17 protein-coding genes are annotated in these 25180 nt (G+C 34.5%); 10 read left to right on the top strand and 7 right to left on the bottom strand.

The features are described 5' to 3' along the window. Window positions 1-40: 40 nt before the first annotated feature. Together ABTV69_RS13545 and ABTV69_RS13540 are read left to right on the top strand one after the other, a co-directional pair. The gene (locus ABTV69_RS13545) at window positions 41-2020 is read left to right on the top strand and encodes a DUF349 domain-containing protein (protein WP_433829577.1); all 1980 of its coding nucleotides are present in this window, start codon (window positions 41-43) and stop codon (window positions 2018-2020) included. A 203-nt stretch (window positions 2021-2223) separates the two neighbouring features. Continuing rightward, complete coding sequence (locus ABTV69_RS13540) at window positions 2224-2643, top strand: OsmC family protein (protein WP_433829575.1); 420 nt, start codon at window positions 2224-2226, stop codon at window positions 2641-2643. A gap of 62 nt (window positions 2644-2705) precedes the next feature. Here ABTV69_RS13540 and ABTV69_RS13535 read toward each other — a convergent pair whose 3' ends face one another. Beyond that, entirely contained in the window at window positions 2706-3974 is a 1269-nt protein-coding gene (locus tag ABTV69_RS13535) for a tetratricopeptide repeat protein (RefSeq protein WP_433829573.1), read from the bottom strand. A gap of 36 nt (window positions 3975-4010) precedes the next feature. After that, window positions 4011-6656, bottom strand: coding sequence for a DNA gyrase subunit A (gene gyrA, locus ABTV69_RS13530; protein ID WP_433829571.1), 2646 nt, complete (start codon window positions 6654-6656; stop codon window positions 4011-4013). Between the two features lie 257 nt (window positions 6657-6913). Here gyrA and ABTV69_RS13525 point away from each other — a divergent pair, with 257 nt between their 5' ends. The 3 genes from ABTV69_RS13525 to ABTV69_RS13515 all read left to right on the top strand — a co-directional run bounded on the left by ABTV69_RS13525 (window position 6914) and on the right by ABTV69_RS13515 (window position 11587). Next, on the top strand, window positions 6914-9460 hold the full coding sequence (locus ABTV69_RS13525; RefSeq protein ID WP_433829569.1) for an ATP-dependent Clp protease ATP-binding subunit: 2547 nt from the start codon (window positions 6914-6916) through the stop codon (window positions 9458-9460). A 140-nt stretch (window positions 9461-9600) separates the two neighbouring features. Next, window positions 9601-10968: a 30S ribosomal protein S6--L-glutamate ligase gene (gene rimK, locus ABTV69_RS13520; protein ID WP_433829568.1), complete on the top strand. Its 1368-nt coding sequence runs from the start codon at window positions 9601-9603 to the stop codon at window positions 10966-10968. Window positions 10969-11068: 100 nt separating this feature from the next. After that, window positions 11069-11587, top strand: coding sequence for a DUF421 domain-containing protein (locus ABTV69_RS13515; protein WP_433829567.1), 519 nt, complete (start codon window positions 11069-11071; stop codon window positions 11585-11587). A gap of 4 nt (window positions 11588-11591) precedes the next feature. On the opposite strand, the gene ABTV69_RS13510 is transcribed toward ABTV69_RS13515, so the two are convergent. The 4 genes from ABTV69_RS13510 to hutH all read right to left on the bottom strand — a co-directional run bounded on the left by ABTV69_RS13510 (window position 11592) and on the right by hutH (window position 16335). Beyond that, entirely contained in the window at window positions 11592-12584 is a 993-nt protein-coding gene (locus ABTV69_RS13510; RefSeq protein ID WP_433829565.1) for a WG repeat-containing protein, read from the bottom strand. A gap of 180 nt (window positions 12585-12764) precedes the next feature. Further along, entirely contained in the window at window positions 12765-14096 is a 1332-nt protein-coding gene (locus ABTV69_RS13505) for an anion permease (protein ID WP_433829563.1), read from the bottom strand. 30 nt (window positions 14097-14126) lie between these two features. Next, window positions 14127-14771 carry a DUF47 domain-containing protein gene (locus tag ABTV69_RS13500; protein WP_433829561.1) on the bottom strand — a complete coding sequence of 215 codons (645 nt, stop codon included), beginning with the start codon at window positions 14769-14771 and terminating at the stop codon, window positions 14127-14129. 49 nt (window positions 14772-14820) lie between these two features. Next, window positions 14821-16335 (bottom strand): histidine ammonia-lyase, encoded by a 1515-nt coding sequence (hutH, locus tag ABTV69_RS13495; protein ID WP_433829559.1) that lies wholly within the window; start codon window positions 16333-16335, stop codon window positions 14821-14823. Between the two features lie 652 nt (window positions 16336-16987). Between hutH and thrA the strand changes: the two genes are divergently transcribed. The 5 genes from thrA (at window position 16988) to ABTV69_RS13470 (ending at window position 24431) form a co-directional block, all read left to right on the top strand. Further along, complete coding sequence (gene thrA / locus ABTV69_RS13490; protein WP_433829557.1) at window positions 16988-19435, top strand: bifunctional aspartate kinase/homoserine dehydrogenase I; 2448 nt, start codon at window positions 16988-16990, stop codon at window positions 19433-19435. 146 nt (window positions 19436-19581) lie between these two features. Next, window positions 19582-20502 (top strand): homoserine kinase, encoded by a 921-nt coding sequence (locus tag ABTV69_RS13485; RefSeq protein ID WP_343533500.1) that lies wholly within the window; start codon window positions 19582-19584, stop codon window positions 20500-20502. A gap of 487 nt (window positions 20503-20989) precedes the next feature. Beyond that, a complete protein-coding gene (thrC, locus tag ABTV69_RS13480; protein ID WP_433829555.1) occupies window positions 20990-22279 on the top strand; it encodes a threonine synthase in 1290 nt (429 codons plus the stop codon). Between the two features lie 255 nt (window positions 22280-22534). Next, window positions 22535-23239 carry a hypothetical protein gene (locus ABTV69_RS13475; protein WP_433829553.1) on the top strand — a complete coding sequence of 235 codons (705 nt, stop codon included), beginning with the start codon at window positions 22535-22537 and terminating at the stop codon, window positions 23237-23239. Between the two features lie 274 nt (window positions 23240-23513). Beyond that, window positions 23514-24431: a DUF6602 domain-containing protein gene (locus ABTV69_RS13470; RefSeq protein ID WP_433829551.1), complete on the top strand. Its 918-nt coding sequence runs from the start codon at window positions 23514-23516 to the stop codon at window positions 24429-24431. 252 nt (window positions 24432-24683) lie between these two features. Here the strand turns inward: ABTV69_RS13470 and ABTV69_RS13465 are convergent, their stop codons facing one another. Then, on the bottom strand, window positions 24684-25076 hold the full coding sequence (locus tag ABTV69_RS13465) for a helix-turn-helix domain-containing protein (protein ID WP_433829549.1): 393 nt from the start codon (window positions 25074-25076) through the stop codon (window positions 24684-24686). Between the last annotated feature and the right edge of the window lie 104 nt (window positions 25077-25180).

Genomic DNA, 25180 nt, shown 5'->3' with positions numbered 1-25180 from the left:
TTCGCACTGTTTAAAATAAAAACCTTATACATTTTTAAAGATGTTAGAAGAAAAGAATGATAACCTGCATGAAGCAGACGGAAAATCTGGAATCGAAATAAATGATTCTGTAACAAATGAAGCAATTGAAATATCAGATTCTGAAACTCAGATCGAAAATTTGACTTCAGAAACTGAAAATGAATTAGAACAACAGGAAAATGCTCATCAAGAAGCATTGGATGTTATTACCAATTCGAATGCTGCTGAAAGCGAAGACGAAACTCTAAAGGAACGTCATGACATTCCTATGCAGGATTACAACACGTTTTCATTAGATGCACTTGTTGACGAACTTAAAAAATTGGTTAATACAGATAAAGTAATGTCTGTTAAAGATCATATTGAAGAAATCAAAAAGGCTTTCTTGTTGCAATACCATCATCTTATAGAAGAGAAAAAAGAAGAATTTTTAGCTTCAAATCCGGATCCTAATGAAGAGTTTGAATATCATCTGCCTTTAAAATCTAAATTCGACGAATATTATAATGTTTTTAGAGAGAAAAGAAATGCTCATTTTAAACATTTACAGACCAATCTTAAAACCAATTTAGAGGCTCGTTTGGCAATTGTTGAAGAATTAAAGGAATTAATTAATCCGCAGGAAAACATCAAAGACACGCTTAAGCATTTTAATGAATTAAGAGAAAGATGGAAAAATGCTGGAGCGATTCCAAAAGATAAATACAACCATGTTTGGAACAATTACCATTTCCATGTAGAAAACTTCTACGATTATCTTCATTTAGATCGCGAGGCTAGAGATTTAGATTTTAAACACAACTTAGAATTAAAACAAAAAATCATAGCACGCGTAGAAGAATTGGCAAACGATGCTGATGTAAGCAAATCTTTCCGCGAATTACAGGATTTACATAGAATCTGGAAGGAAGAAATCGGACCAGTTTCTAAAGAGCATCGCGATGCCATTTGGAACCAATTTAGCGAACTCACCAAAAAGATACACGACAAAAGAGAACTTTTATTTGAAAGCCAAAGAGCGAACGAGCAAAAAAATCTTGAAGCTAAAAAAGAAATTATTGCTAAAATCGAAGCGCTTGGAAATGAAAAAGTAAATTCTCACTCGCAATGGCTTGTACAGATTCAGAAAGTTGAAGACTTAAGAAATGAGTTTTTTGCAGCTGGAAAAGTTCCTACTGAAGTAAACGAAGAAACATGGGCCGCATTTAAAACTGCTGTTAGAAATTTCAACGCTTTCAAAAATTCTTTTTATAAGGATATTAAAAAAGATCAAAACGACAATTTAAATAAAAAACTGGCTCTTGTTGCAAAAGCAAAAGAATTACAGGAAAGCACAGATTTCTCTGCCACAACTCCTGTAATGAAACAGATCCAGGAAGAATGGAAGCAAATCGGGCACGTTCCTAAAAAATATTCAGACAAAATCTGGAAAGAATTTAAGGATGCCTGCAACCATTATTTTGACAAGTTAAAAGAACACAAATCGGAAGAAAACAGTGAAGAAGTTGCTGCTTTTGACAACAAAAAAGCATACCTAGATACGTTGAGAGCTTTCCAACTTACCGGAGATCATAAAACAGATTTAGATGCAATAAAAGCACATATTGAAACGTGGAAAGGATTCGGAAAAGTTCCTTTTTCAAGAAGACACATTGAAGGAAAGTTCAATAAAATCCTAGATGCGCTTTTTGAAAAGTTAAGTTTGAGCAAAAAGGAATCTGAAATGATGCGTTTTGCAAATCGCATTGATTCTCTAACAGACAGCAACGACACGCGTAAATTAGACAATGAAAAAATATTTATTATGCGCAAAATTGAAGAAGTTCAAAATGAAATTTTCCAATTAGAAAATAACATTCAGTTCTTCACCAATACTAAAAACGCTAAGAAAGAGAATTCAATCGTTACTGAAGTTCGTAAAAACATTGCCATTCATAAAGAAAGTCTTGAAGTTTGGAAAGACAAACTGAAACAGCTACGAAACTTAGGACAAGAATAAGTTATAAATTCCAATTTTTTCAAATTCCAAATTCCAATTGCGTTCATTCAATTGGAATTTGGAATTTTATTTTTTTGTAATTTCATTTCAAAGCTAACAAATTGATAAAGCAGGAATGTAAAATTTTCGGTATATTTGATAGTAGACTATCTTTTGATACTCAACCTAATAACAATCCAAATATTAATTTTAATAACTAAAAGATGAAATTTACAAGAAAAGCACACGCCAACTGGCAAGGAACTGGTATGGAAGGAACCGGAAAAATCAGTACACAAAGTACGACTTTAGATAATGCACAACTGTCTTTTAAAACGAGATTTGCTGATGGTGTTGGAACAAATCCAGAAGAGTTGGTTGCTGCAGCTCATTCTGGCTGTTTTACGATGCAATTAAGCTTTTTACTTAACGAAGCTGGCTTTACAGCAGATGACCTAACTACAGAAGCAACAGTAACTTTTGAAGACGGCTCAATCACTTTAATTCATTTAGATTTAAAAGGAAAGGTTCCATCAATATCTGCAGAAGAGTTTGCTTCTACAGCAGCCAAGGCAAAAGAAATCTGTCCGATTTCAAAACTATTAAACACTACTATTACTTTATCTGCTGAATTAATCAGTTAAGAACATAAAAAAAACCATTCGCCTAGACGAATGGTTTTTTTTATTATTTAAAAAGCAGTTTATTACATTTTTGCTTTTAAAGCTTTAGCTTCAGCAGTCATTTCAAGAGCGCTGTAAACTCCAATTAATGTTTTAGCTACATCCTCATTTTTAGGATCTAATTCGTTTGCTTTTTTAAGGTAAGGAATTACACCTTTAAAAACAGATTCTCTTTGTGCTTTCAAAACATCATAACGTTTCATGTCTTTAGCAGAAGTTCCCAATTTATTCATCTCGTCAATGATTGGTTTTTCAGCCTCTAATTTTAAAGCAGCAAGATTTAAGTAAGCATTTGTATAATTAGGATTAATTTCAATTGCTTTCAAGTAATATTTCTCTGCATCAGCATTGTTTTTAGCTCCAGCACTAATTACTCCTAAATTAAACACTAAATCAGCATTGTTTGGATCTTTTTGCAAAGCCTCACCAACTAATTTTTTGTACATATCAAAGTCTTTAGTCTCTAAGTACAAGTTAGCTTCTGTCAAAATTAAAGAACTATCCTCTGGATTTGCTTTTCTAGCATCAGCGATTGCTTGTTTAGCATCTTCTGTACGTCCTTTTTGAACCAAGATTAACGCTAAGTTTTTGTAAATTTCACCTCTTTTAGAAGGAATAGCTTCTGTTTTAGGTTTTTCGTGAGTTCCTAACTTAATAGCTAAATCTCTTTCTTTAGCATTAGCAAAATTATCCTCATTCCCATTAGCTTTGTTCGTTGCTAGGTATAAAGTTCCTTTTCCAGAAAAGTTTAATTTTTTCAACTCTTCATACATTGGCAAAGCAAGATCAAAATCTTGTGAGTTTACAGCTGTAGAGGCTGCGTAGTATAAGTTGATAGTATCTTTTTTATCTAATTCGTATGCTTCGTACAATTTTTTAGCACCATCGGCATGCTTGTTAGCTTGACTATCAGCAATTGCAGAATTGATCAACAATCCTTTTATATTAGTAATTGACGCTGCAGCTTGTGTAGAATACTTTTGTTTTCCAGAAGCTTTTTCTACATCAATTAATTTTTTATAGCTGTTTGCTGCCGCTAATAAGTTTTTACCTTCCTCAACCTTTTTGTTTGCAAGGTCAAGAAAAGCATTTCCTTGAACGAAATAAAATTGCGCTTGCTCAGTATCTTTAGCATTTGCAACTAAATTTTCAGCATCTTTTAGTATTGTAATCGCTCCTTGAGCATCACCACCTTTTAATGCTTTTTCAGCGTCTTTAATTTGATCTTTTTGAGCAAACGTAGCTACAGAGATCAGTAAAGCTGACGCAAGTATTACATATTTACTTTTCATAATGGTATTTGTTTGTATTTAATTTTTTGTTTTTACTTATTCTTCAGATTCTTCGTCCTCTCCATCTGCATCGTCTTCATCTTCTACTTCTTCATCGTCAGAATCCTCCTCTTCTTCTGCTGATCCATCATCTTCAAGAACTTCCATATCTGGCTTCACTCTTTCAATAGAAGATTCGATTACATTTCCGTCTTCATCCAATTCTACTTCTTCCGCATCGTCTTTCATTACAGTCGTTACAGCAGCGATAGAATCTTTTCCTTTAAGGTTAATCAATCTAACACCTTGAGTTGCACGTCCCATAACACGTAAATCTTCAATAGCCATTCTGATTGTTAATCCAGATTTATTAATAATCATTAAATCATCCGCATCAGTAACAGCATTAATCGAAATTAATTTACCTGTTTTCTCTGTAATGTTAAGTGTTTTAACCCCTTTACCTCCACGGTTTGTAATTCTGTACACATCTTCTCCGTCGTCGTCTACTAATTTAGTACGTTTTCCGTATCCGTTTTCAGTTACAACTAAGATCTGAGACGTCGAAATATCGTTTTTATCAACCGTAACCATTCCGATTACTTCATCTGTTTCGTCCTTCAAAGTAATACCACGAACTCCAGAAGCTGTTCTTCCCATCGGACGTGTTTTAGTTTCTTCAAAACGAACCAATTTACCAGATTTAACGGCTAAGATAATTTGGCTTTCTCCGTTTGTCAACTGAGCACCAATTAACTCATCTCCTTCTTTAATTGTAATTGCAGCAACTCCATTCGCTCTTGGTTTAGAATATTTCTCTAAAGAAGTTTTCTTCACCTGACCTTGTTTTGTCACCATTACAAGATTATGCGTATTGATATAATCTTTGTCTTTTAAGTCTTGCGTACAAATGAAAGCTTTTACTTTGTCATCGCTTTCAATGTTCACCAAGTTCTGAATTGCTCTACCTTTTGCTGTTTTGCTTCCTTCTGGAATTTCATAAACACGCATCCAGAAACATTTTCCTTTTTGGGTAAAGAACATCATATATTGGTGGTTTGTTGCCACGAACATATGCTCTAAGAAATCCTGATCTCTTGTTCCAGCACTTTTCTGTCCAACCCCACCTCTATTCTGCGTCTTGTATTCAGATAAGTTTGTACGTTTGATATAACCTGCGTGTGAAATAGTGATAACTACATTTTCGTCTGCAATTAAATCTTCAATACTTACATCACCTCCAGAATATTCGATTTGAGAACGTCTTTCGTCACCGTATTTGTCACGAATTTCAGTAAGCTCTTCTTTAATCAAGTCAATTCTTAAATTAACATCCGCTAATAAAGCTTTTAAATGCTCGATTAACTTCATTAATTCGTCAAATTCAGCTCTTAATTTATCTTGCTCCAGACCTGTTAACTGACGCAAACGCATTTCAACAATAGCACGAGCTTGAATATCTGATAATTTAAATCTTTCGATTAATTTCTCTCTTGCTTCGTCTGTATTTTTAGATCCTCTAATTAACGCAATTACTTCGTCGATATTGTCAGAAGCGATAATTAATCCTTCTAAAATATGCGCTCTTTCTTCTGCTTTACGCAATTCAAACTGTGTTCTTCTTACTACTACATCGTGACGGTGCTCAATAAAGTAATGAATCATATCTTTTAGATTCAACAATTGAGGACGTCCTTTTACCAATGCAATATTATTTACACTGAAAGAAGATTGTAATTGTGTGTATTTGTATAAAGTATTTAAAACTACGTTTGGCGTAGCATCACGTTTCAAGATATAAACGATACGCATACCGCTTCTATCCGACTCGTCACGGATGTTGGCAATACCTTCTATTTTTTTCTCGTTAACCAAATCAGCAGTACGCTTGATCATTTCGGCTTTGTTCACTTGGTATGGAATCTCAGTAACGATGATGCATTCTCTACCATCAACTTCTTCAAAACCAACTTTAGCACGCATTACAATACGTCCTCTACCTGTTTTAAAAGCTTCACGAACACCCTCATATCCATAAATGATACCTCCCGTTGGAAAATCAGGAGCTTTGATATGAGTCATTAATTCGTCTACTTCAATATCATTATTATCAAGATACGCCAAAGTACCATTAATAACTTCAGTTAAGTTATGTGGCGGCATATTTGTCGCCATACCTACTGCAATACCTGTTGCTCCGTTTACTAACAAAGTAGGAACTCTTGTTGGCATTACTTTAGGCTCGTAAATTGTATCGTCAAAGTTCAATTGAAAATCAACTGTTTCTTTTTCGATATCGGCCATGATCTCTTCCGAGATTTTACGCATTCTGGCCTCAGTATAACGCATTGCTGCAGGACTGTCTCCATCGACAGATCCAAAGTTACCTTGTCCGTCAACTAATAAATAACGCATGCTCCATTCTTGCGCCATACGTACCATTGCATCATAAACAGAGGTATCACCGTGCGGGTGGTACTTACCCAGAACCTCCCCTACAATTCTCGCAGATTTTTTGTGGGCAGATCTTGATGTTACACCTAAATCATACATTCCGTAAAGAACTCTTCGGTGCACTGGTTTCAAGCCATCTCTAACATCAGGAAGTGCTCTCGATACAATTACTGACATCGAATAATCGATGTAAGCTGACTTCATTTCATCCTCTATGTTAATAGGAATTAACTTTTCTCCTTCAGACATAAGTTGTTATATTAAATAATTATATTAGTTTTCAAAGCGTGCCAAGATACGTTTTTTTAAAATTTTTTCAGCTATTTCCTTACACTTATTTAAACGATTTATTAACAACTTTATTTTCGCTTTTAGTTAATAAATTAAGCGTTTTTTAACTCATTTATTGTCTTTTTTTTCGTCTATTAGCTGACAGTAGTTCTTGAAGGTACGGTTTTTGTTTTTAAAACTGTAATTCACTAAATTTACAATACCAATTATATATTATGGATGATAATTTTTCACCAAGAGTAAAAGATGTAATTACGTACAGTAAGGAAGAAGCTCTTCGTTTAGGGCACGACTTTATTGGTACAGAACATCTTATGCTAGGTATTTTAAGAGATGGTAACGGAAAAGCTATTCATATACTTAATAACCTAGCTGTCGATTTAGATCATTTACGCAGAAAAGTAGAAGTACTTAGCCCTGCTAACCTGAGCGTTGAAGTAAATGCAGAAAAGAAAAACCTTCATCTTACCCGACAGGCCGAAAGAGCCCTGAAGACCACTTTTCTTGAAGCAAAAGTATTCCAAAGTTCATCGATAAGCACGGCACATTTGCTGTTATGTATCTTGAGAAACGAAAACGATCCAACAACCAAGCTATTGAATAAACTAAAAATAGATTATGACGTAGCTAAAGAACAGTATTTAAATATGACTCCAAACGAAGAAGAATTCTTAGAAAACTTGCCAAGAAACGAATCATATAATGATGATTCAGGACAAGATGACAGTCTTAAAGAAAGCAGCTTTAATAATCCCGCCAATAAGTCAAACAAAAAATCTAAGACTCCAGTATTAGATAATTTTGGGAGAGATTTAACAGAAATGGCTGAAGAAGGAAAATTAGATCCTGTTGTCGGACGAGAAAAAGAAATTGAGCGTGTATCGCAAATTTTAAGCCGTAGAAAAAAGAACAACCCGCTTCTTATTGGAGAACCTGGAGTTGGTAAGTCTGCTATTGCAGAAGGACTTGCCCTACGTATTATTCAAAAGAAAGTATCTCGTATTCTTTTCCACAAACGTGTTGTTACTCTTGATTTGGCTAGCTTAGTTGCTGGAACAAAATACAGAGGACAATTTGAAGAAAGAATGAAAGCCGTAATGAACGAGCTTGAGAAAAACGACGATATTATTCTTTTCATTGACGAGATCCACACTATTGTAGGTGCAGGTGGAGCAACAGGTTCGCTTGATGCTTCAAACATGTTCAAACCTGCATTAGCAAGAGGCGAAATACAATGTATTGGTGCTACAACTCTAGATGAGTACAGACAATATATTGAAAAAGACGGTGCTTTAGAAAGACGTTTCCAAAAAGTAATTGTAGAACCAACTTCTGTTGAAGAAACCATTGCTATTTTGAACAATGTAAAAGACAAATACGAAGATCACCACAACGTAACCTATACTCCAGAAGCGATTGAAGCTTGTGTTAAATTAACGAACAGATACATGTCTGAGCGTTTCTTGCCAGACAAAGCGATTGACGCAATGGATGAGGCTGGTTCACGCGTACACATTACCAACATTGATGTTCCGAAACAAATTTTGGATCTAGAACGTCAGTTAGAAGAAGTGCGTGAAATGAAAAATATGGTTGTTAAAAAACAAAAATATGAAGAAGCAGCCAAACTTCGCGATGATGAAAAACGTATTGAAAAAGATCTTGCTTTAGCACAAGAACAATGGGAAGAAGATTCTAAAAACAACAGAATTGAAGTGACAGAAGATAATGTCGCTGATGTTGTTTCTATGATGACTGGAATTCCTGTTAACAGAATTGCACAAACAGAAAGCAACAAATTGGCTCAATTGCCTGAATTAATTCAGAACAAAGTAATTGGACAAAATGATGCTGTACTTAAAATCGCTCGTTCTATTCAACGCAACAGAGCTGGACTTAAAGATCCAAATAAACCAATTGGTTCGTTTATTTTCTTAGGTCAGACTGGTGTTGGTAAAACGCAATTGGCTAAAGTTTTAGCAAAAGAATTATTTGATTCTGAAGATGCATTAGTTCGTATTGATATGAGCGAATACATGGAGAAATTTGCAATCTCTCGTCTAGTGGGAGCGCCTCCAGGATATGTTGGATACGAAGAAGGAGGTCAATTGACTGAAAAAGTTCGCAGAAAACCATATTGCGTAGTTCTTTTAGATGAGATCGAAAAAGCGCACCCAGATGTATTCAATATGATGCTTCAAGTTTTAGATGACGGATATTTAACAGATAGTTTAGGTCGTAAAATTGATTTTAAAAACACGATCATTATTATGACTTCTAATGTTGGTGCTCGTCAGTTGAAAGATTTCGGACAAGGTGTTGGATTCGGAACTGCAGCCAGAACAGCTCAAGCTGATGAAAACTCAAAAAGCATTATCGAGAACGCTTTGAAGAAAACTTTTGCTCCTGAGTTCTTAAACAGAATTGATGACGTAATTGTATTCAACGCATTAGAAAAAGCTGATATTGATTTGATTATCGAAATCGAATTGAAAAAACTGTATTCTCGTATTGCAGAGTTAGGTTACAAATTAAGCTTGACTGACAAAGCAAAAGCATTTATTGCTGAAAAAGGTTTCGACAAACAATTTGGAGCTCGTCCTTTAAAAAGAGCAATCCAGAAATATGTTGAAGATTTGCTAGCTGAAGAAATCATCACTTCGAAAATTCATTCTGGCGATGAAATCATGATGGATTTAAAAGATGATTCACAAGAATTATCAGTTGAAATTCACAAGGCAGAAGAACCGACTAATCAATAAATTAGTCAAAATTTATAACACATATAACATGCCCGTTACGTTTTCATAACATAACGGGTATTTTTTTTATTAAAAATCACTATCTTTAGTAAAAGCAAATAGCTATTTTTGAATTCAAATTCTATAATAAAAAACAAAATATGCTTCAAAATAAAGTCATTTTAGGTAGCGAAGAATGGTGCTCATTTCCAGAACTTGGAATCCCGACAATCAAGGCTCGTGTGGATTCTGGTGCCAAAACTTCGGCAATGCACGCTTTAAACATAGCTCCTTTTATAAAAAATGATACTAATTGGGTTAAATTTGACATTAACCCGATTCAGAATAATATTAAAACTGTTATTCATTGCGAAGCACCTCTGGTAGACAAAAGAATTGTCAAAAGCTCAAGCGGTTTTAGAGAACACCGTTACGTTATTCAAACTAGCCTAAAAATTGGCGATACAAAATGGCCAATCGAAATGACTTTGACTAACCGCGATTCTATGGGCTTCAGAATGCTTTTAGGGCGCGAAGCTATGAGCGGAAGGGTTTTGGTCGATCCAGAACAAAAATATCTTTTAGGACAACCTACAGCAGAGTCTTTAAAAGAATTATACCAAAACTCCGAAAAAGCAAAAACCGGTTTGCGAATTGGTCTTTTAGCTAGTAATCCGGAATTATACAGCAATAAAAGAATCATGGAAGCCGGCGAAATGCGCGGACACGAAATGCATTTCCTTAACATCAAGGAATGTTACATGAAATTGGATGCCAAAAAACCCGAGATTCATTATAGAGGCGGAAAAATCCTTAATGAGTTTGACGCTATTATTCCAAGAATTCGTCCGAGCATTACGTTTTACGGATGCGCTTTAACGCGTCAGTTTGAAGCTTTAAAGGTTTTTGTTTTAAATTCAGCGACAGCGATTACACAATCTCGCGATAAATTATATTCACTACAATTGCTTTTAAATAGCGGAATCGATATTCCAACCACTGGATTTGCCAATTCTCCGCTTGATACAGACAACTTAATTAAAATGGTAGGCGGATCACCTCTAATAGTAAAATTATTAGAAGGAACGCAAGGAAAAGGTGTTGTTTTGGCCGAAACCAAAAAAGCGGCAGAAAGTGTTATTAATGCTTTCAAAAGTTTAAATGCTAATATTTTAGTTCAAGAATTCATCAAAGAAGCCAACGGAAAAGACATTCGCTGTTTTGTAATCGACGGAAAAGTAGTTGCGGCAATTCAGCGTGAAGCAATGCCTGGCGAATTTAGAGCAAATATTCATCTTGGCGGAACTGCTTCTGTAATTAAAGTTACTGCCGAAGAAAAAAAGATTGCCATAAAAGCTGCAAAAGCTATGGACTTAAAAGTGGCTGGTGTTGATATTATTCGTTCTTCTAAAGGCCCATTATTGCTTGAAGTAAACTCTTCTCCAGGTCTTGAAGGAATTGAAGGCGCAACTAATAAAGATGTTGCAGGTGAAATGATTAAAGCGATTGAAAAGAATTTTAAATTATAATTAAGTTCATTTAAACTTAATTACACATAAATAATTTAGCAGCTTTGTCAAAGTTTAAAACTTTGACAAAGCTTTTTTATTTAACTTTAAAATAAAAAACATGACTTTTCCATATCTAGATATTGTTTTAAGAAGCATCGCCGTTTATTTCTTTATGACGATCGCTTTACGAATCTTCGGCAAAAAAGAATTATCTCAATTAAATACTGCCGATGTAATTTTGATTTTACTCATTAGCAATTCGGTTCAAAATGCAATGGTTGGTCCAGACACCAGTTTAACAGGTGGATTAATCGCCGCTTTGGTTTTGTTTATAATTAATTACATCATTAAAAAACTGACGCATCATTCAAAAATTTTTGAAGATTTATTACTAGATAAACCTCAAATCTTAATTCACGACGGTAAATTAGATTTCAAAGCTTTAAGCAAACTTGATATTTCTGACGAAGAATTAAAAGAAGCCATGAGAGAACACGGCATCGAGTTTTTCAAAAACGTAAAATTAGCCATGCTAGAAATTGACGGAACCATCAGCATCATTTCTGAAGAAGACAAGAAGCTAAAACAAACGCATTATAAGCGCAAACACAATCGAAAAAATCTTCAGAAATTCTAAAATTTTACTTTCCTGCACTCGCTTTTACAATCGCGACTCCATCAACAAAATCATCTGCTTTTTCGTATTTTGGAATTACAATTTCTTTTCCAGTTTTATCAATAAAACCATATTTCCCATTTGATTTTATAACGGCGATTCCATCTTTAAAAGATTCAATTCCGTCATATTTAGGAGCGGTTATTTCTTTTCCTTCTTTATCAATCAGACCGTATTTATCATCTAATTTCACTTGAATCAAATCATCATTTAGCATCATGAAATCATATTTTACAGGTGCAATTTCTTTTCCGTCATTATTCAAAACCCCATATTTATTATCCAACTTTACAATTGAAACATTATTATCAAAATAAAAATTCATGTCATATTTAACTGGAATCACTATTTTACCTTCTTCACTAACCACTCCATACTTACTATTAGATTCAACTATTGCCAAACCGTCTTTAAAGTTCTGTACGCGATCATAAGTTGGCAGAACAATCTCTTTTCCTATTTGATCAATAATACCGTATTTGCCATTTAATTTTACAACAGCAAATCGATCTGAAAAATCGTTTATCTCGTCGTATTTTGGCATAATTTCTTCACCTACTACATCAATAAAACCCCATTTATTATTTAGTTTAACAGCCGTTATCTCGGGAGAAAGCGTTTTTACTTCATCATACTTTTTAGTCAACAACGCATCAGCCGATTTCACTAAATAGTGCATTTTAGCACTTTTACTGCTTATTACTATCCAATTCTGTTTATTTACAACTTCATCATATATACAGCGAACAACTTCTTTGCCCGTTTTATCTACAACTCCAGATTTGTCTTTTACTTTTACCACAGCAAAACCGTTTAAAAACGCTTCAACCGCATCATACTTGCATGGAACTATTTCTTTACCCGCCTGATCTACAAAACCGTATTTAAAAGATTTATTATTTTGAGCGAAACTAGTTTTTACAACTAGCATCAAAACCAATAGTATTATTCTTTTCATATATATAATATTAATCCGCTGATAAAAATAGATAAAATCTGCTGTACTCACAGCCATTAAAAGTCTTTATTCTTTCACTATAAAACAAAAAAAACCGATTTCAAATTGAAATCGGTTTTGTATATTGAGAAAACATGATCTACATTTTATATTTCACATTTCACAAAATTCATTTTACATTTAAATAAATACACTTAGGATAAAGTAAACTAAACCTGCCAATAAAGCTGAAATTGGAATAGTTAAGATCCAAGCCCAGATTAAACTTACCGTTACACCCCAGCGAACTGCAGATACACGTTTTGTTAATCCAACCCCGATAATAGATCCTGTTATAGTATGCGTTGTACTTACTGGAATTTTTAAGTGCTCCGTAAAGTAAAGCGTCAAAGCACCCGCAGTTTCTGCCGCAACACCTTCAAACGAACTTACTTTAGTGATCTTAGATCCCATTGTTTTTACAATTTTCCAACCTCCACTTAAAGTTCCCGCAGCAATTGCAGAGTAACAAGCTAACGGAATCCAGCTTGGCATTATACCTTTAATACCTAAATCTTCGTTTGGCAAAACAACATCTAACCAAGCGTCCATATGAACTCCAGGATTTGTATTGATATAAACCGCTACAGCAGCAGCAATAATACCCATAACTTTTTGAGAATCATTTCCTCCGTGACCTAAACTAAATGCTGCAGAAGATAATAATTGCATTTTCTTTAAAGCAGCATCCGCCTGATGAAGATTCAAACTGCTGAATATTAAACAGAACCCACTTACTGTCAAGATAATAAAAGCAACTAAAAACCATTTAATATTGTGCGCTTCAAAAGCAACACTCCAGAAATGAGAATCAAATCTTGGTTTTTCAATTTTATCGTAAGGTACCATTTGGTAATATACAAATACAATTGTAGCAATCATTAAAGCAGCAGTAAAGATCTTAGGTCCAATTGTTTTACGAGAAGCGTTTAAAAGCCAGATCGAAATTAAATAAGAAGCAATCGCTCCAATTAATGGCGCCAAGACAATAAATGCAATAATAATCAAAACTCCAGAAGGCATTGCACCATCTTTTCCGGCCTTATACCAACTTACAATTTCGTACCAATAGTGTGTTGCACCATCTTCTCCAATATAACCAGAGAAACCATGAACTGCAATAGCATGTGCTACAGCTGCTCCTGCAAAACCTCCAATAAGCGTATGTGATGAACTTGAAGGAATTCCTAGCCACCAAGTCAATAAATTCCAGCATATTGCGGCGATAACCCCAGCTAAGATTACTACTAAGTTAATCTCCATGGTATGCGCTGTTTTAGCAACAGTATCCGCAACACCAAATCCGAAAACCCAATACGCCAGAAAGTTAAAAAATGCTGCCCAGACTACCGCCTGAAAAGGTGTAAGCACCTTTGTAGCAACAACAGTCGCTATAGCATTTGCCGCATCATGAAAACCATTGATGTAATCAAAAATTAAAGCTAATACTATAATTAATATAAGTATCGTCATAAAATTATAACTTCAGATTGAAAAATTGAATTAAGAATGTTTTACAGAAATAGATTCTAGTATGTTTGCAACACTCTTACATTTGTCTGTTGCTGATTCTAAAACAGATAACACTTCTTTATATTTAATAATATTTTTAGCGTCTGTTTCGTTTTCAAAAATTTCAAAAACTGCTTTGTTATATACGTTATCAGACTTGTTTTCTAGTTTATTAATTCTAGAACAAGCATCTTTTATGACTTTGAAATTCTTTAAATTTCTCAATTCTTTTACAGCACTATCGATATTTTGACAAGCTTCCAAATTGATTTCAGTCATTTTTCTGATTGATTTTGTAATCTTATCAACTTGATATAACCTCATACGACTAGATGCACCATGAAGGTAATCTGCAACGTTGTCAATAGAAGTAATTAAGGTGTGAATATCTTCTCTATCGAATGGAGTAATGAAATTTCTACTCAATTCTAAATTGGTTTGACGTGTAATGTCTTCTCCTTTTTGCTCTAATTCGTCAATTTTTTGAAAAAGAAGCTCTCTTTCTTTTAATGGTAAATTTACAGCTTCGTGTAAGTTAGAAGCTAATTCAATTAAATTGCTTGAAGCCTCTTCAAAAAGTGGAAAGAATTTTTTGTCTTTCGGCACTAAAAATTGGAAAATACTGTTTATTGACATTTGTTTATTTTTGATAGCGCAAAATTACCTTCAATAACACGTTTCAGTGTTAAGCCATTGTTAACAAATCGTTTTCAATTTGAAAACTCGAAAGGAATAAAACCGTGTTTTCTATGTCGTTATGTAAGATTCTATCTTCTTTAACCAACGGAACAACTTCGCGATAGCTATTTAAAAACATTTCGATAAAATCACTTGATTTCAGAGGCTCTCTGTAAGCAATTGCTTGTGAAGCATTCAACAATTCGATTGCTAAAATACGCTCCAAATTGTCTAAAATTCGTAAGGCTTTTGTCGCTCCGTTAGCTCCCATACTTACGTGATCTTCTTGACCGTTGCTAGAAACAATACTGTCGATACTCGCTGGAGTTGCCAATTGTTTGTTTTGGCTTGCAATACTTGCCGCAGTATATTGCGGAATCATAAATCCTGAATTTAATCCTGGATTGTCAACTAAAAATGCAGGAAGATTTCTCAATCCTGAGATCAACTGATACGTTCTTCTTTCAGAAATGCTTCCTAATTCTGCCAAAGCAATCGCCATAAAATCAAGAGCCAAAGCTAAAGGCTGTCCGTGGAAATTTCCTCCAGAGATAATCTGGTCGGCTTCGATGAAGATGTTTGGATTATCTGTAACCGAATTGATTTCTGTTTTGAATACTTTTCGAACATAATCAATCGCATCTTTTGAAGCTCCATGAACCTGTGGCATACAACGGAAAGAATACGGATCTTGAACGTGTTTCTTTTCTTGAGCGATAATTTCGCTTCCGTCTAAGAATTCAGTAATTCTTTGAGCGGTTACAATTTGTCCTTTGTGCGGACGTATATAATGTATCAATTCGTTAAAAGGTTCGATTCTTCCATCAAAACCTTCTAGAGAAATAGTTCCGATTAAATCGGCTAAATACGAATATTTGTACGCTTTAATTAAAATATGCGCTCCATAAGCACTCATAAACTGCGTTCCATTCAATAAAGCCAAACCTTCTTTTGACTGTAAAACAATTGGTTCCCAGTTAAAATGTTTTAAAACCTCGGCAGAAGCTACTTTTTTACCTTCAAAAAGAACCACTCCCTCACCTATTAATGGTAAAGATAAATGTGCCAAAGGTGCTAAATCTCCAGAAGCCCCAAGCGAACCTTGCGTATATATTATAGGAAGAATATCATTGTTATAGAAATCAACTAAACGCTGTAATGTTAACAATTGAATTCCAGAATGTCCATAACTTAAAGATTGGATCTTTAGCAAAAGCATCATTTTGACGATTTCGGCAGGAACTTCTTCTCCTGTTCCGCATGCGTGAGATTTTACCAGATTCTCTTGCAGTTTAGATAAGTTTTCATTGGAAATTTTTACACTATATAAAGATCCAAAACCAGTATTGATTCCGTAAATAGGCGCCGTGTGCGAAGCCATTTTCTTATCTAAATAATCACGGCATTTCTGAACATTTACTTTAGCTTCTTCTGATAATTCCAGAATCTTATTTTGACCTAAAATTTCTTGCAACGTTTCTAAAGTGATCGTTTCCGAACTTATATAATGGATCTCTCTCATGATGATTTCAAATTTTAAACGCCAAAATTCAACAAATCAATATTAAAAAGCAAAAAATTATCACAATAATTAAAATTTCAGCAAAAGCCATTTAACTCCTCTCAACAATCTTTTTAATGCAAAACATCTCGTTTTATCCATTTTTCAGCTCTTTTTCAGCTTAAATACATGCTCTTACAACGATTAAACCCCTAAAAAACGTATTCCGAAATATATCAAAACATCAATTTAACATATCCAATATTAACAAATGCTCAATATCGAATTGTTGAGATTTGAATTATTAAAATATTCGCAAAAAAGCTTTTTTAATTTTTAACTCTTATAAAAAGCCGTACTTTTGAAAAATCAAAAATGAAAAGTAACAGCATAAAATATCAATCTTCAATTATTACAGCTCAAACCGGAGTTGCAATTGCTGCTACCATTATTTCTACTACAACAACTACTACCCCTTAGGGGTATACATTTTTACATATAAACCTGGGTTATCTATACTTTTTTCTTGAAAGAAGAAAGGTGATGGATACATAAAAAATATTGCATTAAAAGAAAAGAAAAAAAACAGCAGTCACAGTTTTAAGTTAAAGTTCACAGTTGACAACCTTTGGACCTTTGTTACTCAGAACCTCTGCACCTAAGAAAAAACAAAATGAAAGTATTAAAATTTGGCGGAACTTCTGTAGCCAATGCTCAAAATATAAAACTCGTTCTCGAAATTGTTAACCAAAAAGCAAAACAAGACCAATTAGTTGTTGTCGTTTCTGCTCTAAGCAAAGTAACTGATTTATTGCAATCGGCAGCAGCAAAAGCAGCGGCAAACGACGAAAGCTTCAGAGAAGTTGTTGCTGAAATCGAGAAAAAACACCTTGACACTTTAAAAGAATTAATTCCGGTAAGCGAACAAAGCAGTCTTTTAAGTCACGTCAAAAGAATCATCAATCACTTAGAAACTTTATTAGACGGTTGTTTCCTTTTAGGCGAATTATCTCCTAGAACTGCTGATACTATTTTAAGTTTCGGAGAATTGCTTTCTTCATTTATTATCGCTCAGGCATTTCAACAAACTGAAAAAGGAGCAGTTTATAAAGATAGCCGCGAATTAATTAAAACCGATGCTAATTTCGGGAAAGCTGCGGTTAACTTCGAAGTTTCAAATCAATTGATCAAAGAATATTTTGCTTCGAATAAAGCAAAAATCAACATCTTGCCTGGATTTATCGCACAAACTCTAGACGGAATCACTTCGACTTTAGGACGTGGCGGATCTGATTATACTGCAGCCATTATCGCTGGAGCAATCGACGCTGAACAGTTGGAAATCTGGACTGACGTAAACGGAATGTTTACGGCGAACCCGAAAATTGTAAAACAAGCACAGCCAATTGCCAATATCTCGTACCAAGAAGCAATGGAATTGTCGCACTTTGGAGCAAAAGTGTTGTATCCGCCAACAATTCAGCCCGTTTTAAGAAAAAACATTCCGATTCTAATCAAAAATACTTTTGAGCCAGAAGCTGAGGGAACTTTAATTTCTGATACCGTTTTATCAAAAGATACTGTTGTAAAAGGAATTAGCCATATAGATCATATTTCGCTTTTAACGCTTGAAGGTCCGGGAATGATTGGAGTTGCAGGTTCTTCTAGACGTTTGTTTGAAGTATTGTCTCAAGAAAAAATCAACGTAATTTTTATTACTCAAGCTTCTTCTGAACACTCAATTTGTATCGGAATATTGAATTCTGATGCTGATAATGCCGAAGCTGCCATCAATAGAGCTTTTGAAATCGAAATTTCGCAGAACAAAATCGATCCTTGTTACGTAGAAAAAGACCTTTGCATTATTGCTTTGGTGGGTGAAAACATGAAAAATCACCAAGGTTTGAGCGGAAGAATGTTTAGTACTTTAGGAAAAAATAACGTAAACATTCGTGCCATTGCACAAGGCGCTTCTGAAAGAAATATTTCGACTGTAATTAATGAAAGAGACGTTAAAAAAGCGTTGAATACATTACACGAAAACTTCTTTGAAGAAAACACCAAACAGCTGAATTTATTTGTAATGGGAGTTGGAAATGTGGGTGAAAAATTCATCGAACAAATCCACAACCAAAAGAAATTTTTAAAAGAGGTTTTAAAGATTAATGTTCGCGTTATTGCTTTATCAAATTCAAGAAAAATGATTTTTGATGAAGACGGAATTTCTCTAAAAAATTGGGATGCCGCTTTAAGCGAAGGTGAACCAGCAAGCATTGAAGAATTCATCAAAAAAGCAAAAGAGCTGAATTTACGCAACAGCATTTTTGTTGATATTACAGCAAATGCAACAGTTTCTGAAGCTTATGAGAAATTCTTAAAAGAAAGTATTGCGGTTGTAACTTGTAATAAAATTGCTTGTTCTTCTGCTTACGACAATTATAAAAAATTAAAAAATCTATCTCGTCAATACAACGCTCCTTTCTTGTTTGAAACGAATGTTGGTGCGGGATTGCCAATTATCGATACCGTTAAAAACTTAATTGCATCTGGAGATAAAGTGCATAAAATTCAGGCTGTTTTATCGGGAAGTTTGAACTTTATTTTCAACAATTTTGATGAGAATAATTCTTTCCACGATGTGGTAAAAGAAGCTGGCGTTCAAGGTTTCACAGAACCAGATCCAAAAATCGACTTAAGCGGAATCGACGTAGCGCGTAAAATCCTGATTCTAATTCGCGAAAGCGGTTACGAAATGGACATCGACGCCATTGCAAACGAATCGTTCTTGCCTGCAGAATGTCTGGCAACAACAAACAACGATGATTTCTTTGCTTCATTGATTAAACACGCTTCTCATTTTGAGAACATTTACAAAGAAGCTTTAGCAAAAGATTCAAGATTGAAATACGTAGCACAATTCGAAAACGGAAAAGCAAGCGTAGGACTACAATTCATTCCAAAAGATCATCCTTTCTATAACTTAGAAGGAAAAGATAATATCGTGCTTTTCTACACCGATCGTTACGTAGATCAGCCGTTATTGATCAAAGGAGCTGGTGCCGGAGCGGCCGTTACGGCTTCAGGAATTTTTGCCGACGTTATTAGAATTGGAAACGTGTAAAAGATGCTAAGATACTGAGTTGCTAAGATTCTAAGTTTTTTCTTAACTAGACTTAGAAACTTAGCCACTTAAAAACTTAAAAATATAAAGTTGCAAAAGAAAACTTAGAAACTCAGAGTCTTAGCAACTTAGAAACTTAAAAAAAAATGGAAATAAAACTATTTTGCCCAGCAACTATCGCCAATCTCTCATGCGGATTTGACGTTTTGGGACTTTGCTTAGACAATGCGGGTGATGAAATGATTGTTCGAAAATCAGACCAAAAAGGAGTTCGAATTACTAAAATCGTGGGTGCCGATTTGCCTCTTGAAACCGAGAAAAACGTTTCGGGTGTGGCGGCTTTGGCTATGTTAGCGACTTTGGACGAATTGGATTTCGGATTCGAAATTGAAATCTACAAACATATTAAAGCCGGAAGCGGAATCGGAAGCAGTGCTGCAAGTTCTGCCGGAGCTGTTTTCGGAATCAACGAATTATTAGGAAGACCTTATTCTCGTAAAGATTTGGTTCAGTTTGCGATGCAGGGCGAGAAATTAGCCAGCGGAAACGCGCACGCTGATAACGTTGCTCCTGCCCTTTTAGGTGGCTTTACTTTGGTAAGAAGTTACGATCCTTTGGATATTATCAGAATTGACAGTCCGGAAGAATTGTACGCAACGGTGGTTCATCCACAAATTGAATTAAAAACGTCTGACGCTCGTTCGGTTTTAAAACAAAACGTTTCTCTAAAAAGCGCCATCATGCAATGGGGAAATGTGGGTGGACTTGTAGCGGGTCTTTACACCAAAGATTACGAATTGATTGGAAGATCACTTCATGACGAAATCGTAGAACCTTTAAGAAGTGTTTTAATTCCAGGTTTCGACCAAATCAAACAAACGGCTTACGAAAACGGTGCTTTGGGTTCTGGAATTTCTGGTTCTGGTCCGTCGATTTTTGCTTTAAGCCGAGGAAAAGAAACCGCAGATCAAATCGCAAAAGCCATGAGCGAGGTTTACGAAAAAATGAATTTACCGTATGAAATTCATGTTTCGAAGATTAATCCTGATGGAGTTCGCATTTTGTAAAATGTGAGATGTTAATTGTAAAATGTATTAAGTACGAAGAATTAAGTATTAAGATTTGTACGCGACGTTTGTCAGGCTGAGCGTAGTCGAAGCCACGCAAAGTGAGACACAAAGTATAGCAAGTACAGTTTGTCATTTCGACGTAAGGAGAAATCTCCACGAGAAGCTCGACAAAGATTGGATTCGCATTGCGGAGTTACTTGCGGAGATTTCTCCTTACGTCGAAATGACAAACTAAACGTTCATACTGTGCAGGGCTTCCACTCCGCTCAGCCTGACAAAACGAACAGACAATTAAAAACATAAATTATTGAAATAAAAAATAGTACCACAAAGCTTTGCGTTCCCTGCGTTTTCAAAAGAAACCAATTCCTTGCGCTCTTTGCGGTTAAATAAACACAACTATCAGAATTTAGAATTTTAGCATTTGGAATTCACGTCCCAAAAAAATCTAAAATCTAAAATCTAAAATCAAAAATCTAAAATAATGAAATACTACAGTTTAAACCATAATGCCCCAAAAGTTTCTTTTCAGGAAGCTGTAATACAAGGATTAGCGAGTGACAAAGGATTATATTTCCCGGAAAGCATTACGCCTCTTGATCCTTCATTTTTTGATACAATCGAAAGTTTAAGCCACGAACACATTGCTTATGAAGCGATTAAACAATTCGTTGGCGACGAAATACCAGCAGAAAAACTAAAAGAAATCATCGCTGAAACTTTAGTTTTTGATTTCCCTGTTGTGAAAGTAGAAAACGGAATCTATTCGTTAGAGTTATTCCACGGACCAACAATGGCGTTTAAAGACGTTGGAGCGCGATTTATGTCGCGTTGTCTGGGTTATTTCAACAAAGACAAAAAAGATGCTAAAAACACGGTTTTAGTAGCGACTTCCGGAGATACAGGAGGCGCTGTTGCAAGCGGATTTTTAGGCGTTGACGGTGTTGATGTTGTCATTTTATATCCGTCAGGAAAAGTGAGCGATATTCAGGAAAAACAATTGACGACTTTAGGACAAAATATTAAAGCCCTTGAAGTTGATGGCGTTTTCGACGATTGTCAGGATATGGTGAAAAAAGCGTTTTTAGATGAAACTTTGACGCACAAAAACCTGACTTCGGCGAATTCTATTAATATTGCTCGTTGGTTGCCACAGATGTTTTATTTCTTCTTTGCTTACAAAGCGTTGAAGAGCCAAAACAAACCATTGGTTTTCTCTTGTCCAAGCGGAAACTTCGGAAATATCTGTGCCGGAATTATGGCAAAAAAATTAGGTTTGCCAATTGAGCATTTCGTTGCTTCGACAAACGTAAACGACACGGTGCCAAGATTCTTAGAAAACGGAAAATACGACCCGAAACCTTCTAAAGCAACAATTTCTAACGCAATGGACGTTGGAAACCCAAGTAACTTTATTAGAATTCAGGAATTATATAACAATGATTTAAAGGCTTTTGAAAAAGATTTCTCTTCGTACAGCTACACCGACGAAGAAACGCTAAAAGCCATGAAACAAATTTACAACACCGACGGTTACATCGCAGAACCTCACGGCGCGGTTGGTTATTTAGGTTTGAAAAAAGAGCTTGAAAAATACCCGAACGCCATTGGTATTTTCTTAGAAACCGCTCACCCAATTAAATTCTTAGATGTAGTGGAACCGGCGCTAGGAATTACGCTTCCAATTCCAACACAAATTGAAAGTGTTATTAATGAGGAGAAAGTTAGTGTGAAGATTGGGAGTTATGAGGAGTTGAAGGCTTTTTTGGGGTAGAAAAACATATACACAGATGATTAAAGCGAGTAAAAAAAATTACTCGCTTTTTTTATTGCATTACCATTAATTATCTTGAATTAATATATAAAAATATCAAGTACGGAAATCCGTAAAAATTGGCAAGGAAAAAAAACATATATTTGAAAATCAAGAAAACGAAATAAAGCTTCACTTATCTAGTCTATTTTAAGTGCCGCATACGAAGGTTTGTTTTGCAGATAAATGAGTTAACACCAATTTAAAACCTGAATTATGTCAGTAATTATTGCCGTTTACACACCAACAGGAATAGTAATTTCTGGAGACAGTAGAACTACAGGAACACTTAATCAAACAGTTCCAAATCCTCAAAATCCACAACAACAAATTAATGTTCAGACAATGATCACATTATCTGATGCAACACTAAAAGTTTTTAAAATATTTGATAAATACGGTATTGGAACATTTGGAGATGCACAAATTGACAATTTACCGATTGCTCACTACATAGAACAATTTGAAATTAATAATATCGCAAACCCGCCACAAACAACAAATGACTTAGTTACAGACTTGTTAAATTATTTTAGACAGTTTAATCCAATACCTAAAACTGGTTTTGTTGTTGCGGGATACGATAATAACGATCCATTCGTTTTTGGAGTTGACATATTTAATAATGTGAGCCAAAGACATAATTATATTCAGCCTAAAAACCAAATTGACTATGGAATTGTAAGAGCTGGTGATACAGATGTAATAAATAGACTTTTGAATAACCCACAAAGATTACCAATATTCCAAACAATGAACTTACAAGACGGTGTTGACTTTTCGAGACACTTAATAAGAACAACTATTGACCAAATGAGATTTGAACCAGCTGTTCCAACAGTTGGCGGAGAAATAGATACTTTAATAATTACCAACAACAAAACTGAGTTTTTAAATAAAAAGAAATTAAGTTGTAAATAAAAAAACTGGTGCTAACAGCCCTTGCTCCCGCTCGTGAACACAAAAAAAACAAAAACCAATGGAAGTGGGCTCTAGCGAGACGCTAGTGCTAGCGAAGGAAAATTAAAAGTCCAACTTTGGATTTGTAAAGCACATAAATATTAAAAACTAGTCGGCTATTTTAAAGTACAGGAACTGAAAGCTCGCTAAAAAAGCAAGAAAATAAAACAATCATTAATGAGAAGTTTTATTTTATCGATAAATGAGTTTAGTTACATTATAAAAAAAATCAAACATGGAACCAATAATATTCAAAGCTTCAGATAGAATTTCAAAACATTACAAAAGACGTGTTGACCAAATACTCTCTCGATTTGAAGATATCAGAGAATTAATTGAACATCAACCATCAAAAGGTGCCAGAGTTGAGAAAGAGATTAGACAATTTTTAATTGATTTTTTACCAGAGATGTATCAATATAGTTCTGGAATTGTAATTGATAGTTCCGGTAGTGAATGTGACAGAAGTAAACAATCAGATATATTAATTATTGATAAGTTCTTTAATCCAAAATTGTTTATAGATGAAGAACCTTCGATATATCCTATTGATACAATATATTGTGGAATTGAGGTCAAGACTTCGATAAATGAAGAAGAACTAGAAAATTCTATTAAAAATATAGAATCGTTAAAGAAGCTAGCGTATATTAAAGACAGTGTCGCTTATAATAAAAGAAATTCAATTGTTTTAAGTCAAACTAGCCCTCCTATTGGAATAATTTTTGCTTTTGATACCGTTTTCAAAACAGCTGATACGCTTTTAAAGCATTATGCCGATTCAATTGAATACATTGCTCCTGAATATAGACCAAATTTTTTATGTATTTTGAATAGAGGAATTATTGGAATAAATCAAAATAACAAACCAGCTATAGAAATATTTGGGCTAATCAGCCAAGATTCAAATGGAAAAATTGAAGAAATGAAAACAACTTCAAGCGACTTATATTACGAGGCAGGTGGTTATAAATATCCAAAAATAAAATTTGAAAAAGATTATTACATCGTTGATCCTTCGAGAACAATGCTCGCTTTTCTTCAGCATTTAATCGATTCTTTATTAAACAAAGTAATTATATCAAAGACGAATATTTTAAACCATTATATTCCTGAAGAAATGAAGAGAAAAATAATACTTGAAATGCAGTAACTTTTATCCAACCGCTTTTAGAAACGACAATTTTGAGATTTCTTTTTTGAAAATCAATCGTTCACGACGATAATTTTCTCTTGAGAGAGAAAATCCCGCTAATGATAGTTCATCATACTAGTGAACGCAAAGTAATTCGAAATTGGAATGTACACGAGCGAGACGCTCTCATTAGCTATTAAGAAATGAAAAAACAAAAAAAGAGACCTCATCAAAGGTCTCTTTTCAATTCAATATATCTTAAAAAAACGTTTATTTCCCATTCAACAACTTCTCCAAATACTCCACTTTATCTTTTTCAGCTTGCACCAAACGTTCGTAAAGTTCAACTACTTTATCTAAAGGATTAAAAGTACAACCGTAATTAAGACCCGTATTCACAATACCATTATCGTGGTAAGTATTTCCAATAATATTTAAAACAGCTTCTTCCGAAAAGTTTTTAATGGCTTCAACAGAAATATCAAGAGCTTTTGCAATCTCAATTAGTCTTTGTTCGTCTACCGTTTCGCTGTTTTCAATATTCGAAACTGCCTGCTGACTTAATCCCAAAGCCTGCGCAAGCGCTTCCTGTTTCATATCTTTAAGCTCTCTGATACGGCTTATATTTCTGCCGATATGTCTTGGTTTTATTGCTGTACTCATAATTCAAAGATATTTAAAATTCTTAAACAAAAATAGATTGCTGTAAAAAACAAAATTGTTTTTTGTAAGATACGCTTTTCATAATCTTTCTTAGGGTATCTTTT

The sequence above is a fragment of the Flavobacterium anhuiense genome, assembly GCF_050990855.1.
In the GTDB taxonomy this organism is placed as follows: domain Bacteria; phylum Bacteroidota; class Bacteroidia; order Flavobacteriales; family Flavobacteriaceae; genus Flavobacterium; species Flavobacterium anhuiense_C.
Note: the sequence above shows the minus strand (reverse complement) of the source record. Positions and strands in the feature narration are given on the sequence as shown.

Excerpts from the sequence above, each read along its gene's own strand:
- ABTV69_RS13545 (WP_433829577.1), top strand. The coding sequence starts at position 41 with ATGTTAGAAGAAAAGAATGATAACCTGCATGAAGCAGACGGAAAATCT.
- ABTV69_RS13540 (WP_433829575.1), top strand. The coding sequence starts at position 2,224 with ATGAAATTTACAAGAAAAGCACACGCCAACTGGCAAGGAACTGGTATG.
- ABTV69_RS13535 (WP_433829573.1), bottom strand. The coding sequence starts at position 3,974 with ATGAAAAGTAAATATGTAATACTTGCGTCAGCTTTACTGATCTCTGTA.
- gyrA (WP_433829571.1), bottom strand. The coding sequence starts at position 6,656 with ATGTCTGAAGGAGAAAAGTTAATTCCTATTAACATAGAGGATGAAATG.
- ABTV69_RS13525 (WP_433829569.1), top strand. The coding sequence starts at position 6,914 with ATGGATGATAATTTTTCACCAAGAGTAAAAGATGTAATTACGTACAGT.
- rimK (WP_433829568.1), top strand. The coding sequence starts at position 9,601 with ATGCTTCAAAATAAAGTCATTTTAGGTAGCGAAGAATGGTGCTCATTT.
- ABTV69_RS13515 (WP_433829567.1), top strand. The coding sequence starts at position 11,069 with ATGACTTTTCCATATCTAGATATTGTTTTAAGAAGCATCGCCGTTTAT.
- ABTV69_RS13510 (WP_433829565.1), bottom strand. The coding sequence starts at position 12,584 with ATGAAAAGAATAATACTATTGGTTTTGATGCTAGTTGTAAAAACTAGT.
- ABTV69_RS13505 (WP_433829563.1), bottom strand. The coding sequence starts at position 14,096 with ATGACGATACTTATATTAATTATAGTATTAGCTTTAATTTTTGATTAC.
- ABTV69_RS13500 (WP_433829561.1), bottom strand. The coding sequence starts at position 14,771 with ATGTCAATAAACAGTATTTTCCAATTTTTAGTGCCGAAAGACAAAAAA.
- hutH (WP_433829559.1), bottom strand. The coding sequence starts at position 16,335 with ATGAGAGAGATCCATTATATAAGTTCGGAAACGATCACTTTAGAAACG.
- thrA (WP_433829557.1), top strand. The coding sequence starts at position 16,988 with ATGAAAGTATTAAAATTTGGCGGAACTTCTGTAGCCAATGCTCAAAAT.
- ABTV69_RS13485 (WP_343533500.1), top strand. The coding sequence starts at position 19,582 with ATGGAAATAAAACTATTTTGCCCAGCAACTATCGCCAATCTCTCATGC.
- thrC (WP_433829555.1), top strand. The coding sequence starts at position 20,990 with ATGAAATACTACAGTTTAAACCATAATGCCCCAAAAGTTTCTTTTCAG.
- ABTV69_RS13475 (WP_433829553.1), top strand. The coding sequence starts at position 22,535 with ATGTCAGTAATTATTGCCGTTTACACACCAACAGGAATAGTAATTTCT.
- ABTV69_RS13470 (WP_433829551.1), top strand. The coding sequence starts at position 23,514 with ATGGAACCAATAATATTCAAAGCTTCAGATAGAATTTCAAAACATTAC.
- ABTV69_RS13465 (WP_433829549.1), bottom strand. The coding sequence starts at position 25,076 with ATGAGTACAGCAATAAAACCAAGACATATCGGCAGAAATATAAGCCGT.